Source organism: Zhihengliuella alba, assembly GCF_039538765.1.
Lineage (GTDB): Bacteria > Actinomycetota > Actinomycetes > Actinomycetales > Micrococcaceae > Zhihengliuella > Zhihengliuella alba.
The window spans coordinates 622,406-636,280 of record NZ_BAABCJ010000002.1 but is presented as its reverse complement, the minus strand read 5'-3'; the positions used below and the strand labels follow the sequence as shown (position 1 = coordinate 636,280).

Genomic DNA, 13,875 nt, shown 5'->3' with positions numbered 1-13,875 from the left:
CGAGGGCAGACTCTATTCGGAGGCGACCGGAGTGACTCGGACGCTGTCCGCGCCGACGTCGAGCTTCGCCGTGAATCCGTAGGCCTTCTCCAGCGCGACGTCCTCGCGCCGCCCCGTCGCCAGATCCTGCTCGACGAGCGAGAGCCGAATGTTCATCTCCATTGGGCGCAGGACCCAGGAACCGTCGAAGGCGGTGATCTCCACCTTCGGGTATTCGACGACCTTCCACTCGATGGTGTCAGCGTCGACGCGAGCGTCGGTGTCGTAGGTCAGGGGGCAGCCCGTCGGCATGAGGACGTTCTGCTCGACGCAGCTGTCCACGTAGGCGTTGACCTGCTCGGTGACCTCGTCGATGAGCGTCGGCGTCGGCTCGGACTTCAGCTTCAGCGGCTCCTCCGCGCTCCCTGCGTCCGTGACGACGCGGCGGGTGGGTTCGGCGTGGAAGTACTTCTGCTCGAAGGACGCCTCGACGACGGCGGGAGGGAGGACCGGGAACGTCTGGGATCCCTTCTCCACGGGAGAGGCGACCCCGTTGACGTGGATGTCGCCGGTATCGGCTGCGTCGATCCGCAGGGTCGGCAGACTGCCTTGGTCGAAGGACCAACGGTCGAAGAAGAGCCAGTCGGTTCCGGTCTTGACCAGATCGAACTTCGCCGTGTGGGTCTTTCCGGACGCCACGAAGGAGGCTTCGACGGTAGCGCGACCGTCGTCGATGCTCGTCTCGGAGACCTCCACATCGGCGATGTGCTCCGCGGAGGCCCGAACGGCGTCCGGCGTGAGCATCAGCCCGTTGCCGGCCGGGACCTCGGCGCCGAGCAGCCCGAGGGCCGTGGCCGGGTCGCCGGATTCGAGGGCCCCGAAGTAGTCCTCGACCGCCCGCTCCGGGCCGAAGACACGGGCGTTGACGACGGCGATCGCCATGGCCGCAGCGACCAGGACGAACATCAAGGCCATCAGCCAGAGGGCGACGACCTTGATGGGTTCGGATCTGTTGTGCACGCGTGCCAGAGTATCAGCGGCGGCGTCGGCGGGTTCCGAAGAGGCCCCGCGCCAGCTCCTTGCCCAGTACGCCCGCGACCTGGACGGCCATGTCCATGAGCGGGTTGTCCTGACGGCGGGTGGACGTCGACGGTCGACGGCCCGCACCGGTCCGGCGCGCCTGCCCCGAGGAGCCGCGTGTGCCCATCCCCTCGGTGTCTGCGCGTCCGGAGTCCGGCTCGGAGGGGCCGGTGCCCTCCTCCCGCCGGTCCTGGCCGGCAGGACCGGAGCCGGGTGCGCCGGCCGCGCCGTCGAGCTTCTCACGCGCCGACGCGCGATCTACGGCGGTGCCGTATTTTTCCAGCAGGGAGGAGCCCGCGACGGCCTGCTCGACCACCGTGTCCTCCGAGGCGCCCATGTGCGTGCGCGGGCTCCACAGGCGGGTCCAGGCCACGGGCGTCGGGGCGCCGCGCTCGTTCATGACGGTCACGATGGCCTCGCCTGTCCCTGCCGAGGTGAGCGCCTCCTCCAGGTCGTAGTCGGAGAGTGGGAACGTGGACGCCGTCGCCTTGAGCGCCTTGGCATCGTCCGGAGTGAAGGCGCGCAGGGCGTGCTGGACACGGTTCGCGAGCTGACCCAGGACCTCGGCCGGGAGGTCCTGTGGTGTCTGGGTGATGAAGAAGACCCCCACGCCCTTGGAGCGGATCAGGCGCACCGTCGTCGTGATGGAGTCCATGAACGCCTTGGAGGCATCCTCGAACAGGAGGTGCGCCTCGTCGAGGAAGAAGACCAGCTCGGGCTTCTCCGCGTCGCCGACCTCCGGCAGCTCCTCGAACAGGTCGGCGAGGAGCCAGATGAGGAACGTGGAGAACAGGAGAGGCTGGCGCAGGAGTGCCGGCAGCTCGAGGCAGGAGATGATGCCGCGGCCGTCCTCGGCGGTCCGGAGCAGCTCGGCGGTGTCGAACTCGGGTGTGCCGAAGAACTGGTCGCCGCCCTGCGTCTCGAGGCCGACGAGGCTGCGCAGGATCACGCCGGCCGTGGCCTTGCTGAGTCCGCCGAGATCGGCGAGCTCGTCCTTGCCCTCGTCGCTGGTGAGATGCTGGATGACGGCCCGGAGGTCCTTCAAGTCGTCGAGCTCCAGGTCCCTCTGGTCCGCGTAATGGAAGACCAGCATCAGGCTGGCCTCCTGCGTCTCGTTCAGACCGAGGACGCGGGCGAGCAGCAGCGGCCCGAACGAGGTGACGGTCGCGCGGATGGGCACCCCGGTGCCCGCGCCGCCGAGCGAGAAGTACTCCACGGGGAACGTCGTGGGGGACCAGTCCATCCCGACGCTGCTGGTACGTACGGTGAGCTTCTCCGAGCCCTCCCCGGGAGTCGAGAGGCCTGTCAGATCGCCCTTGATGTCAGCGAGGAACGTGGGGACGCCGGCCTCACTGAGCTGCTCGGCGATGAGCTGGAGGGTGATGGTCTTGCCGGTGCCCGTGGCGCCCGCGATGAGCCCGTGGCGGTTCATCATGCGCAACGGCAGGCCCACGGCCGCTTCCGGGAAGACCTCGCCCTCCACCACTGCGGCCCCGAGCCGCACCGAGTCCCCGTCGAAGACGTAGCCGGTCCTGATGTTCTCTGCGCGTTCGGCCGCGCTCTTCTCCGCCATGATCACAGCGTAGAGCGGGACGGCCGCTCTGGGCAGCCCCCTGCCGGCCGTTGAGCATTGTTTGAGCGAATCAGAACGGGTTCAGCAGCCGGTGCACGAACCGGCGGGTGCGCTCTTCGCGGGGCTGCCGCAGGACCCGGTCCGGATGCCCGCGCTCGACGACGACGCCACCGTCCATGAACACGACCTCGTCCGCGACTTCGCGGGCGAACGCCAGCTCGTGGGTCACGAGGACCATGGTCCAGCCCTCCTGCGCCAGTTCCTTGATGACGGAGAGGACGTCCCCGACCAGCTCGGGGTCCAGAGCCGACGTCGGCTCGTCGAAGAGCAGCAGCGACGGCTTCAGCGCCAGCGCACGGACGATCCCGACGCGCTGCTGCTGACCGCCGGAGAGCTCGTGCGGGTAGGCCTCGTGCTTGCCGCCCAGCCCGACCCGCTCGAGCAACCGCACGGCCTCCGCGACGGCCTCCTTCCGAGGACGCCGCTGGACCTGGACCGGGCCCTCGATGACGTTCTGCAGCACCGTCATGTGCGGGAACAGGTTGTGCTGCTGGAAGACCATGGCGCTGCGGCGACGCAGGCTGTCCCGCTCGCGCCGCGGCGTGGCGGGGGAGAAGTCGACGACGGGGCCGCCGTCGAACTCGACGCGGCCGGCGTCGGGCTGCTCCAGTCCGTTCAGGCACCGCAGCGCCGTCGTCTTCCCGGAGCCGGAGGGGCCGATGAGCGCGAGGACCTCGCCCTGGCGGACCGACAGGTCGATCGAGGTCAGCACCTCGTGGTCGCCGAAGGACTTCTGCAGTCCGGTCACCTTCAGCAGGGGCGTCCCCGACCGGTTCGAGGGGACGTCGGCGCGGCGGTCCGCGCGGGCAGCGGCGTCGTCGGATCCGCCGGCCGGGCCTCCGAGGGGTGGGTCAGTGGGCGACATAGCGGTCCAGCCTCTTCTCGAGTTGGTTCTGACCGGCGGACAGGACGGTGCAGAACACCCAGTAGACCAGCGCCGCCGCCAGATAGACGACCATGAACTGCTGGCTGAACGCGGCGATGTTCTGCGCCTCCTTGAACGCCTCGCTGACCAGGATGAGCGAGGCCAGCGAGGTGTCCTTGACCAGGGAGATGAACGTGTTGGACAGGGGTGGCACGGACACGCGGGCGGCCTGCGGGAGGATCAGGCGGCGCAGGGTGAGCGTCCTGGACATGCCGATGGTGTATCCCGCCTCCCACTGGCCCTTCGGGACGGAGAGGATCGCGGCGCGCACGACCTCGGCCGCGTAGCCGCCGACGTTGAGCGAGAACGCGATGATCGCGCTCGGCCAGGGATCCAGCGTCACGCCTACTGACGGCAGACCGTAGAAGATGACGAACAGCTGCACCAGCAGCGGCGTGCCCCGGATCGCCGAGACGTAGGCGCGGGCGATCCCCGAGAGCACCCTGTTGCGGCTGATGCGCATCAGGGCCACGAGGACGGCGAGCACCATGCCGAGCGCGAAGCTGGCCAGCGCCAGTGGGATGGTGCCGCGCAGCCCCCAGAGGGCTATCGGGCCGAGCGACTCGAGGAAGAGGTTCCAGTCGAAACCCATGGACGGCTCCTGCCTGTCTGCTGGTCTACTGGGAGACGTCCTCGCCGAAGTACTCGGTGGAGATCTCGGCGAGCGTGCCGTCCGCGGACAGCTCGGAGAGTGCGGTGTTGACGGCTTCGACCACGGACTCCGAGCCCTTCGGGAACGCGAACGCGACCTCGGAGGTCTCCTCCGTCTCCGCGGCGATCTTGATGTTCTGGTTGTTCTCGGTCTTCTGGTAGTCCAGGACCGTCAGCTCGTCGTTGATCGTCGCGTCGACGCGGCCCTGCTCGAGGAGCGTGACGGACTGCGCCCATCCCTCGACGGGCTCCACCTCGGCGCCGGAGTCGACGGCGAGCTGGTGCCAGTTGCTCGAGCGCGACTGGGCGGTGCGCTTGCCCTCGAGGTCCTCGAAGCCGTCGATCGAGGTGTCCTCGGCCAGCGTGACGACGACGCCGCGGCTGATGGTGTACGGGTCGGTGAAGAGGTACTCGGCCTCGCGTTCCTCAGTGATCGTGACCTGATTCGCGACCGTGTCGAAGCGGCCGGCGTTGAGCCCGGCGAACATGGCGTCCCACTGGGTCTCCGCGAATTCGACCTCCACGCCGAGCTTCTCGCCGACGGCCTGCGCGACCTCGACGTCGTACCCCGTCAGTTCCCCGCTGCCATCGGCGTGGTAGGAGAACGGGCGGTAGGTGCCCTCCGTGCCGACGGTCAGGACGCCGGCCTCCTGCACCTCCTCGAGGGTGACGCCACCGGCTGCGGGGGCGGAGGACGCGGCGGGGTCGGAGGTGGCTCCGCCGCAGGCCGCGAGCGACAGGGCGGCCGCCGACGCGGCGACGAGGCCCAGGGCGCGGCGCGCGGAGGGGGTCGAGGAGAGCGAGCGAGTCATGTGCATTCCTTCGGCGGGGCGATGGCCGGCGGGTCCGTCGGCCAGGGGCGAGGGCGCACCCCGTGGGGGCGGCACCTCGTCTGTAGCCTCCAGCGTAGAACCGGTCCCGGATATTCCAGAGCGATTATTCCGCCGTGCGTCGTCGTTGCACTCGCAGTGCATTCACGCCGCGGGCATCGGCGCCGGCGAACAGGATCGAAGTTGGTGGCAGTGCCAGTGCCAGTGGCACTAGCAGTATCGGTGCAGTACCAGGACCAGCCAGTGCCAGCGCCGCGTCAGTGCAGGAGCAGCGGAACGAGCATCATCGCCGGGATGGCGGCGATGGTCGTCAGCAGGACCGTGTCCTTCGCCAGCGTCACGCCGGCCTCGTAGCGCGACGCGGTGACGTACACGTTCTGGGCGGTCGGCAGCGCGGCCATGACCACGACGGCGAAGAGCTGCTCCCCTTCGAGCCCGAAGACGAGGAAGCCCAGGAGCCAGGCCAGCACGGGGTGGATCAGGAGCTTCAGCGATGTCGCCACGATCGTGTCGGTGCGTCGCCCGGCGGCGCGGGAGAGCGGCCGGTTGCCCACCAGGGAGATGCCGAAGGCGATCAGCATGGCCGGGATGGAGGCCCCCGCGATGATCTCGACCGGGTCGGCGAGCTGCTGCGGCAGCTCCCAGCCGAACAGGGCGAAGAGCAGGCCGAGCAGGGAGCCGATGATCATCGGGTTGCGCAGCGTCTGGAACACGAGGGCGACCGGCGTGGTCCGGTGGCGCGTCGTCGTCGTATCCAGCAGGGCCAGGAACACCGGGCTGAACAGCGCCAGCTGGAACAGGATGATCGGGGCCGCCTGGGTGATGTCGCCGAGGACGTAGATCGCGATGGGCAGGCCCAGATTCGCCGAGTTGACGGTCGAGGCGCTCATCGCGCCCATGATCGCCTCGGGAGCCTCGCGCCGCAGCCACCAGCGGGTGATGAGGAAGTAGACCACGGCGACGGTCGAGGCGGAGATCGCGGCGACCCAGAGCGGGGGACCGAGCACCGTCGTGGGCTCGGAATCCGCGAGCGTGGTGAACAGGAGGGCCGGGCTGGCCACGAAGAACGTGAGCCGGTTCAGGACGTAGCGGGCCTGCGGCCCCAGGACACCGGTCCGTCCGACGGCGTAGCCCACCAGGATCACCGTCCAGACGACGGCGAACCCGGACAGGACCCCCGTCAAGGGCTAGTGGGAGCGGCCGAGGTCGGCCAGCGAGAGGGGCGGCCGCGAGACGTCGTCGCCGAGGGCCTGCGCCGGGTCGTGCCCCAGCTCGATCATGCGGTTGTCGGCGTCGACGTGGACGATGGCGGGCACGTACTCGCGCGCCTCGGCTGTCTCCATCTCGGCGTAGCTGATGAGGATGACGGTGTCGCCCGGGTGGACCAGGTGCGCGGCCGCGCCATTGATGCCGATGACCCCGCTGCCCCGCTCGCCGGCGATCGTGTATGTCTCCAGCCGGGCACCGTTCGTGACGTCGACGATCGCGACCAGCTCGCCCGGGAGGATGTCCGCGGCATCGAGCAGGTCGGAGTCGACGGTGACGGATCCGACGTAGTGCAGGTCCGCATGCGTGACCGTGGCACGGTGGATCTTGGACTTGAACATTGTGCGCCTCATGACTGATCCAGTCTACGCCCGGAGCCGGGGAGGCGCCGAAGAGAGCTTCAACACAGCTCCGCCAGCGCATGAAAAGAGCGGGTGACGGGAATCGAACCCGCGTGTCCAGCTTGGGAAGCTGGCGCTCTACCATTGAGCTACACCCGCGCAGCCCGCCCAGTAGAAGCCTGGGCGAGCCGTGGAACAGCCTACCAGCTCTCGAGCGGGAGCGTTGCTACGGCCTGTCCGGCGCGGCGTCGGCGGCCGGCTCGTAGCCCATCGCCATCCACCCATTGCGTCGATAGGCCGGTGTCCCGGTCGCGAGGACCAGCACCGTGACTGCCACGATGGCGACCATGACGCCACCCATGGCGACCGCGTCCCCGCCGAGCAGGCCCACCACCGGGCTGACGAGTCCCGCGATGCCGGACTGCAGGGCGCCGATCACGGCCGCCGCGGTGCCTGCCATGTGCCCGTAGTTGTTCAGCGCCAGCACGGAGGCATTCGCGGGGATCATGCCCTGCGTCCCGAGCACCAGCCACAGGCAGGCGATCACCCCGGGCAGGCCGCCGAAGCCGGTGGCGAGGACGGCGAAGAGTACGACGGCGAGGGCCAGCTGGGCGACGACGGCGACCCGGAGGATCCGGGCCGGGGACGTCCTGCGTACCAGCGACGCGTTGAGCTGGGCGGAGGCGACGAGCGCGACGCCGTTGAAGGCGAACAGCAGGGCGAACTGGCCCTCGCTGAGCCCGTAGCCCTGCTGGAAGACGAAGGGCGACCCCACCACGTAGCTCATGATGACGCCGAGCCCGAGCCCGGGGATCACGGCGAGCGCCATGAACTGACGGTCCCGCAGGAGGTGCCAGTAGGTGCGGGCCACCCCGGTGCGGGGGCGGGCGCTGCGGACCGTGGCGGGCAGCGTCTCCGGCATCCACTTCCAGACGATGGCCAGCAGGATCACACCGATCAGGGCCAGGGCGTAGAAGACGGCGCGCCAGTGCCAGGCGCCGGCGATGGCCTGCCCGATCGTCGGCGCGAAGAGCGGCGCGACGCCGATGACGAGCATCAGCCGGGAGAGGAGCCGTGCCGCGTCGGATCCGACGAAACGGTCGCGGATCACCGCGATCGCGACGACGGCGGCGGCCGCGTTGAAGAAGCCCTGCAGCACGCGGAGCCCGATCAGCGTGCCGATGTCCGGCGCGATCGAGCAGAGGATCGACAGGACCGTGTGCAGGGAGATGCCGATCAGCAGGGGGAGCCGGCGGCCGAACCGATCGGAGAAGGGGCCGATCACCAGCTGGCCGACGCCGCCGCCGATCAGCAGGGCGGAGAGCGTGAACTGCACGGCCGCGCGGCTCGCGTCCAGGTCCTCGGCCACCGCCGGCAGCGAGGGCAGGTACATGTCCGTGGTGACGGCTGGGAGCGCCGCGAGGGCGCCGAGCATCAGGATGTACTTGATGCCCGGGACGTAGCGGGGCCGGGCTGACGGGGACGGGGCGTCGTTCACCCGTCCACTCTAGTCAACCCGGCCCCGCGGAGTCAGGGCCCCGCGCGCGGCGGGGCTGGGAGGATCAGGCCTCCGGCTGCGCCGGCTGGCCGTTCTCGTCGACCTCGACCGGACGGAAGTCGCTGCGGATCGCCTCGACGCCCTCGGCGGGGATGTCGAAGCCGATCTGGTGGCCCGGATTCAGGACCAGCCCGGCGCCGTTGAGGTTCTGCACGACGGCGGCCCCCGTGACGCGGACGCCGAAGGGCGCCTCCGAGATGTACTGCTGCGGCACGCGGCCGAGGTGGCTGAACAGCGCGACGCGCGGCTCGCCGTCCGGGTTCTGGAGGATCAGGGGCGAGACGTCGCCGCTCTCCTCGGTGACCTCCTCGCGGCTGAGGAAGAAGATCTCCGAGTTCAGGAAGGTCGCGATGACCTCTCCGGCCTTCTCGGGGTCCTGCTGGCCGGCCAGGAGGGTCTCCTCGAGGTGGCTCTGCGGCTCCGACGGATCGAAGTCGGCCGCGGCCTCGCCGGGCTGCTGCTGGCTCGGGTCCTGCAGGCTGGCATCCTGGTCGGTCGGCTGGGGATCGTTCGGCTGGGGGGTCTCAGTCATGTCTCCACCCGACCACGGTGGACCCTCGAACGCAACCCGTGCGACGGCGTCGTACTCGCCCGCGTGGCCCGGGCGCCGGCGTCGCGCCGGCCCTCCAGTGACCCTCCACCGGCCCTCCGCCGGCCCTCCGCCGGCCCTCCGCCGGCCCCTCGCCGGTTCGTGGCGCCGGCCGGGGAGGGAATAAGGTGGGACCCGCGCACATCGCGGTGCCGCCACCATCTGAGAGTTCTGCAAGGAAGCACGATGACTGATTTCCAGTACGAGGACCTGCTGCCGATCGGCGCGGACGAGACCGAATACCGCCTGATCTCCACCGAGGGCGTCAGGTCCGTGGAGGGCCCCGGCGGGCGCCGCTACCTGGAGATCGCCCCCGAGGCGCTGGAGCAGCTCGCCCGCACGGCGCTGCACGACATCTCGCACTACCTGCGCCCGGCGCACCTGCAGCAGCTGCGCAACATCCTCGACGACGACGAGGCGAGCCCGAACGACAAGTTCGTGGCGCTGGACCTGCTGAAGAACGCGAACATCGCCGCCGGCGGGGTGCTGCCGATGTGCCAGGACACCGGGACCGCGATCGTCATGGGCAAGCGCGGCCAGAACGTCATCACCGCCGGCCCGGACGAGAAGGACCTCTCCAAGGGGATCTACGACGCCTACACGCAGCTGAACCTGCGCTACTCGCAGCTGGCGCCGCTGACCACGTGGGAGGAGAAGTCCACGGGCAACAACCTGCCCGCCCAGGTGGAGATCTACGCCGACACGACGCCGGGGCACGAGGAGCAGTACAAGTTCCTGTTCATGGCCAAGGGCGGCGGCTCGGCCAACAAGTCGTTCCTCTACCAGGAGACGAAGGCGATCCTGAACGAGAACGCGATGCTGAAGTTCCTGGACGAGAAGCTGCGCTCGCTCGGCACCGCGGCCTGCCCGCCCTACCACCTGTCCATCGTCATCGGCGGCACCAGCGCCGAGTTCGCCCTGAAGACGGCGAAGTACGGCTCGGCCAAGTACCTGGACACGCTGCCCACGGAGGGCGCGATGACCGGCCGCGGCTTCCGCGACGTCGAGCTCGAGGAGAAGGTGCTGGAGCTGACCCGGAACTTCGGCATCGGCGCCCAGTTCGGGGGCAAGTACTTCTGCCACGACGTGCGCGTGGTCCGCCTGCCCCGGCACGGCGCCTCGCTCCCGGTGGCCATCGCCGTGTCCTGCTCCGCCGACCGCCAGATGCTGGCGAAGATCACCGTCGACGGCGTCTTCGTGGAGCAGCTGGAGACCGATCCGGCGCGGTTCATGCCGGACGAGTCGCACCCCGCGGTGGCCGCGCACGACGACGAGACCCACGGCGTCACGGGCACCGGCGGCAGCTCCGTGGTCAGGGTCGACCTGAACCAGCCGATGGACCGGATCCTCGCCGAGCTGACCAAGCACCCGGTGAAGACCCGACTCTCCCTCACGGGTCCGCTGGTGGTCGCCCGCGACATCGCGCACTCGAAGATCAAGGAGCGCCTGGACGCCGGCGAGGAGATGCCGCAGTACCTGCGGGACCACCCGGTCTACTACGCGGGCCCGGCGAAGACGCCGGAGGGACTCGCCTCCGGTTCGTTCGGGCCGACGACGGCGGGGCGCATGGACTCCTACGTCGACCAGTTCCAGGCGGCCGGGGGCTCCATGGTCATGCTCGCCAAGGGCAACCGCTCCCGGCAGGTCACCGACGCGTGCAACGCCCATGGCGGCTTCTACCTGGGCTCCATCGGCGGCCCGGCCGCCCGGCTCGCGCAGGACTGCATCAAGAAGGTCGAGGTGCTCGAGTACGAGGAGCTCGGCATGGAGGCCGTCTGGCGGATCGAGGTCGAGGATTTCCCCGCGTTTATCGTGGTGGATGACAAGGGCAACGACTTCTTCGCCGAGACGATGAAGCCCACGTTCACCGGCATCCCGGTGCGCGCCAAGTAACCGCACCCGCTACAGCGTGGTGGCGGGAAAGGACGATTCATGACCGTAGACAAGAACACCCGTGCGCTCGAGTCCGAGATCGAGACCGACTTCAGCGACAAGATGAGCTACGGCTCCTACCTGGGGCTGGACACGCTGCTGGAGTCCCAGCATCCGGTGAGCAAGCCGGAGCACCACGACGAGCTGCTGTTCATCATCCAGCACCAGACGTCGGAGCTCTGGCTGAAGCTCATGCTGCACGAGCTGCGGGCCATCCAGCAGCGGCTGCGGGCCGACGATCTGCGGTTCGCGCTCAAGCACATCGCCCGGGTCAAGCACATCCAGCGGACCCTGACGGAGCAGTGGAGCGTCCTCGCCACGCTGACGCCGAGCGAGTACGCCGAGTTCCGCGGCGACCTGGGCTCCTCCAGCGGCTTCCAGTCCTACCAGTACCGCGCGGTGGAGTTCGCCCTCGGCAACAAGAACGCCGACATGGTCAAGGTCTTCGCGGCGGAGCCCGCCGCGCAGGAGATGCTCCGCGAGACGCTGGCCGCTCCGAGCGTCTACGACGAGTTCATCCGGCTGCTGGCGCGCCGTGGCTTCGCTGTGCCGGCCGAGCTGCTCGAGCGAGACGTCACCGAGGCGCACGTCTTCTCGCCCGGCCTGGTGCAGGTCTACAAGGACGTCTACGAGCATGCGGCCGAGCACTGGGACCTCTACGAGGCGTGCGAGGAGCTCGTGGACCTCGAGGAGAACTTCCAGCTCTGGCGCTTCCGCCACCTCAAGACGGTGGAGCGGACGATCGGTTTCAAGCGCGGCACGGGCGGCTCCTCGGGCGTCGGCTTCCTCCAGAAGGCGCTGGAGCTGACGTTCTTCCCCGAGCTCTACGCGGTCCGCACCGAGATCGGCGCCTGACCGCCCCAGCCATCGGCGCCCGGCCCGGTGGGGGAGGTGCGCGCGGAGCTTCCCCCGACGGGCCGGAGCTCTCGCCGGCACCGCGGTGTCCTGCAGCGGTGCCGTGGTGTTCTGCAGCGGTGCCGTGGCAACGGGGCCCTGCAGCGGTGCCGTGCCCCGACGGTCAGCGGCGCGCGGTGCCCTCGAGCAGCCAGCGCGGCAGCCACGACAGGTCCTGCCGGACCGGTTCCAGCTCCTCGCCGCCGGCGTCCGTGGGATTCGGCTCCGTGGGATTCGGCTCCGGGGGCAGGAACGAGGGCAGGGGCTCGGAGACGACGTCGGCCGCGGTCTCCAGGGCCGCCACGTACTCGTCGTAGGTGGCCGCGTCCGATGCCGCGAAGTCGGCGGTGGTCTCCGGGCCGAGGTAGCGCAGGTGCCAGGGCTCGTAGGCGTATCCGGTCGTCTCACTGTGGCCGTCGGGATAGCGCAGGATGAAGCCGTAGTCCTCGGCGTGCTCGGCGACCCACGCTCCGGCCGGGGTGTCGCCGAAGCAGCGGTGCAGCGAGCACTTGCCGGAGGCCAGCCCGACGTCGACGGCGAGCCCGAGCTGGTGCTCGCTGGTGCCGGGGTCGGCCGAGATCCGCTCGGCGTAGGCGGTGCCGTACTGCGCCACGTACCCGCGGAAGAGTTCCGCCTGGCGGTCGTAGGAGCGGTAGCCGCTCTCGGCCACGAGGTCGTGCCCGGCATCCCGCGCCGCGGACAGGAGTTCCTCGACCGCGTCGGCGGCGGGGGCGACGAGCTCCACTCCGGTCCCACCGACTTCCACGAGGTCCTCGGGGACGTAGTCGATCGGATCCAGGGGGCGCTCGGGGTTCACGAGGACGGCGTGCGAGTCGGCCGTCGAGGTCTCCTCGACGCTCGGGGCCTGTGCCGGTGCCTGTGCCCGTGCTTGGTTCTGCGCCTGGGCCGTGGGCGTCGGTGCGGCGTGGGCCGCCGGGGCGGCCAGGAGGGCGCACGCGAGCATGGACACGCCTGCGGCGGCGCGCCACTCACGGCCGCGCGGGCGGGCGCGGCTCCGGCTCTTCTGTTCCATGCTGTCGTCCAGCGTAATCGACGCGACGGCGCGGCGGGTAGGGGTTCGGGTGCGCGGCCAGACGCGCGGTCGACGGGCCGGTGGGCCGCGGACCGCCCCGGACCTGCGGCCTGGGCGGCGAGTGTCGCCGCCCTGACCGGAACCGCCGCCACGGCGTCGCCCACCGGGTCCGACCTCGACGGGGTCCGGATCCTGCTCACGAACGATGACTCCATGCAGGCGGCGACAGCATCCGGCAAGGACGGATACGGCCTCTACGAAGCGCGCCGCGCGCTCTGCGAGGCCGGGGCCGACGTCGTCGTCGTGGCGCCCTGGGACTACCAGTCGGGGGCCAGCGGCGCCGTCACCAACAGCGGCCAGGTGACTGTCGAGGCCCGGGAGGAGCTGCCGGCCGGCTTCGGGGGCGACTGCGGCGACGCCCCCAGTGGCGGCCCGGTCTACGGGCTCTGCCTGGACGCGGGCGCCTGCACCCCGGACAGCCCCGGAGCGCGCCCGGCGGACACCGTGAAGTTCGCGTTGCACGGCGGGCTCGACCACCTCGTCGGCTGGGAGGACGGGCCCGATCTCGTGGTCTCCGGCATGAACGGCGGTCCGAACGTCAGCTCTTCCGTCAACGACTCGGGCACCGTCGGCGCGGCGATCGCGGCGATCGGTTCGGGTGTCCCGGCGGTTGCGCTCAGCGCCGCCGGCGAGGGGCATGCGCCGGCCTCGTTCGAGACCTACCGCGCCGGAACCGACTACGCGGCGGCCCTCATCGGGGACCTCCACCAGAGCGGATACCTCAGCTCGGACTACGTCGTGAACGTCAACGTCCCGCACATCGCGGACGGAGGCGAGCCGAAGGGGGTCGTCTGGACGCGTGTGGGCGTCGGCACCGCAGCACTGCACCAGTACACGCCGGACACCGCTGCCGGTGAGAACACGTTCACCATCGGTTTCGGCAGCTGCCCGGGCTCCGAGCACTGCCAGCAGGAGACACGCGAGGACGCCGACATCGACCGCCTCGACGGTGGCTACGTGACGATCTCGGCCCTCACAGGCGACCGCACGCTGGTCGGCAACGAGGCGAACGAGCTGCGTGGGTACGTCAGGAGCGGCCGCAGCGAGCGCTGACGCCACGCCAGCCATCCGGGGCCGCACGCGATCGGCAGCCGGATGCCTGAG

At 70.1% G+C, this 13,875-nt stretch carries 13 protein-coding genes and 1 tRNA gene; 3 read left to right on the top strand and 11 right to left on the bottom strand.

Annotated elements, in window-relative coordinates; all coding sequences use genetic code 11:
• Nucleotides 1–12: 12 nt before the first annotated feature.
• From ABD784_RS08615 to ABD784_RS08570, 10 genes are all read right to left on the bottom strand, one after another.
• A complete protein-coding gene (locus tag ABD784_RS08615) occupies nt 13–999 on the bottom strand; it encodes a hypothetical protein (protein WP_344882899.1) in 987 nt (328 codons plus the stop codon).
• A gap of 13 nt (nt 1,000–1,012) precedes the next feature.
• Nucleotides 1,013–2,632, bottom strand: a complete 1,620-nt coding sequence (locus ABD784_RS08610; protein WP_344882896.1) for a helicase HerA-like domain-containing protein — start codon at nt 2,630–2,632, stop codon at nt 1,013–1,015.
• A 70-nt stretch (nt 2,633–2,702) separates the two neighbouring features.
• Nucleotides 2,703–3,557: an amino acid ABC transporter ATP-binding protein gene (locus tag ABD784_RS08605; protein WP_344882894.1), complete on the bottom strand. Its 855-nt coding sequence runs from the start codon at nt 3,555–3,557 to the stop codon at nt 2,703–2,705.
• On the bottom strand, nt 3,544–4,209 hold the full coding sequence (locus ABD784_RS08600; protein ID WP_344882891.1) for an amino acid ABC transporter permease: 666 nt from the start codon (nt 4,207–4,209) through the stop codon (nt 3,544–3,546). Before ABD784_RS08600 ends, ABD784_RS08605 begins: the two co-directional genes overlap by 14 nt.
• Before the next feature lie 25 nt (nt 4,210–4,234).
• A complete protein-coding gene (locus tag ABD784_RS08595; protein ID WP_344882888.1) occupies nt 4,235–5,080 on the bottom strand; it encodes an amino acid ABC transporter substrate-binding protein in 846 nt (281 codons plus the stop codon).
• A gap of 275 nt (nt 5,081–5,355) precedes the next feature.
• On the bottom strand, nt 5,356–6,282 hold the full coding sequence (locus tag ABD784_RS08590; RefSeq protein WP_344882886.1) for an AEC family transporter: 927 nt from the start codon (nt 6,280–6,282) through the stop codon (nt 5,356–5,358).
• 3 nt (nt 6,283–6,285) lie between these two features.
• Nucleotides 6,286–6,717, bottom strand: a complete 432-nt coding sequence (gene panD, locus ABD784_RS08585) for an aspartate 1-decarboxylase (RefSeq protein WP_344882883.1) — start codon at nt 6,715–6,717, stop codon at nt 6,286–6,288.
• 76 nt (nt 6,718–6,793) lie between these two features.
• Nucleotides 6,794–6,864: transfer RNA gene (locus ABD784_RS08580), tRNA-Gly, on the bottom strand.
• 67 nt (nt 6,865–6,931) lie between these two features.
• The gene (locus ABD784_RS08575; protein ID WP_344882880.1) at nt 6,932–8,203 is read right to left on the bottom strand and encodes a multidrug effflux MFS transporter; all 1,272 of its coding nucleotides are present in this window, start codon (nt 8,201–8,203) and stop codon (nt 6,932–6,934) included.
• Between the two features lie 64 nt (nt 8,204–8,267).
• Nucleotides 8,268–8,795 carry an SseB family protein gene (locus tag ABD784_RS08570; protein WP_344882877.1) on the bottom strand — a complete coding sequence of 176 codons (528 nt, stop codon included), beginning with the start codon at nt 8,793–8,795 and terminating at the stop codon, nt 8,268–8,270.
• 243 nt (nt 8,796–9,038) lie between these two features.
• On the opposite strand from ABD784_RS08570, the gene ABD784_RS08565 reads away from it, so the two are divergent.
• Complete coding sequence (locus ABD784_RS08565) at nt 9,039–10,745, top strand: fumarate hydratase (protein WP_344882874.1); 1,707 nt, start codon at nt 9,039–9,041, stop codon at nt 10,743–10,745.
• A 39-nt stretch (nt 10,746–10,784) separates the two neighbouring features.
• The gene (gene kynA / locus ABD784_RS08560) at nt 10,785–11,639 is read left to right on the top strand and encodes a tryptophan 2,3-dioxygenase (protein ID WP_344882871.1); all 855 of its coding nucleotides are present in this window, start codon (nt 10,785–10,787) and stop codon (nt 11,637–11,639) included.
• 163 nt (nt 11,640–11,802) lie between these two features.
• On the opposite strand, the gene ABD784_RS08555 is transcribed toward kynA, so the two are convergent.
• Nucleotides 11,803–12,711 carry a M15 family metallopeptidase gene (locus tag ABD784_RS08555; RefSeq protein ID WP_344882868.1) on the bottom strand — a complete coding sequence of 303 codons (909 nt, stop codon included), beginning with the start codon at nt 12,709–12,711 and terminating at the stop codon, nt 11,803–11,805.
• On the opposite strand from ABD784_RS08555, the gene surE reads away from it, so the two are divergent.
• On the top strand, nt 12,604–13,824 hold the full coding sequence (surE, locus tag ABD784_RS08550; protein WP_344882865.1) for a 5'/3'-nucleotidase SurE: 1,221 nt from the start codon (nt 12,604–12,606) through the stop codon (nt 13,822–13,824). The genes ABD784_RS08555 and surE overlap by 108 nt on opposite strands.
• The last annotated feature ends 51 nt before the right edge of the window (nt 13,825–13,875 follow it).

Coding starts and splice junctions, on each gene's coding strand:
- ABD784_RS08570 (WP_344882877.1), bottom strand. CDS start 8,795: ATGACTGAGACCCCCCAGCCGAACGATCCCCAGCCGACCGACCAGGAT.
- ABD784_RS08605 (WP_344882894.1), bottom strand. CDS start 3,557: ATGTCGCCCACTGACCCACCCCTCGGAGGCCCGGCCGGCGGATCCGAC.
- ABD784_RS08595 (WP_344882888.1), bottom strand. CDS start 5,080: ATGACTCGCTCGCTCTCCTCGACCCCCTCCGCGCGCCGCGCCCTGGGC.
- ABD784_RS08565 (WP_344882874.1), top strand. CDS start 9,039: ATGACTGATTTCCAGTACGAGGACCTGCTGCCGATCGGCGCGGACGAG.
- panD (WP_344882883.1), bottom strand. CDS start 6,717: ATGAGGCGCACAATGTTCAAGTCCAAGATCCACCGTGCCACGGTCACG.
- ABD784_RS08610 (WP_344882896.1), bottom strand. CDS start 2,632: ATGGCGGAGAAGAGCGCGGCCGAACGCGCAGAGAACATCAGGACCGGC.
- ABD784_RS08555 (WP_344882868.1), bottom strand. CDS start 12,711: ATGGAACAGAAGAGCCGGAGCCGCGCCCGCCCGCGCGGCCGTGAGTGG.
- kynA (WP_344882871.1), top strand. CDS start 10,785: ATGACCGTAGACAAGAACACCCGTGCGCTCGAGTCCGAGATCGAGACC.
- ABD784_RS08600 (WP_344882891.1), bottom strand. CDS start 4,209: ATGGGTTTCGACTGGAACCTCTTCCTCGAGTCGCTCGGCCCGATAGCC.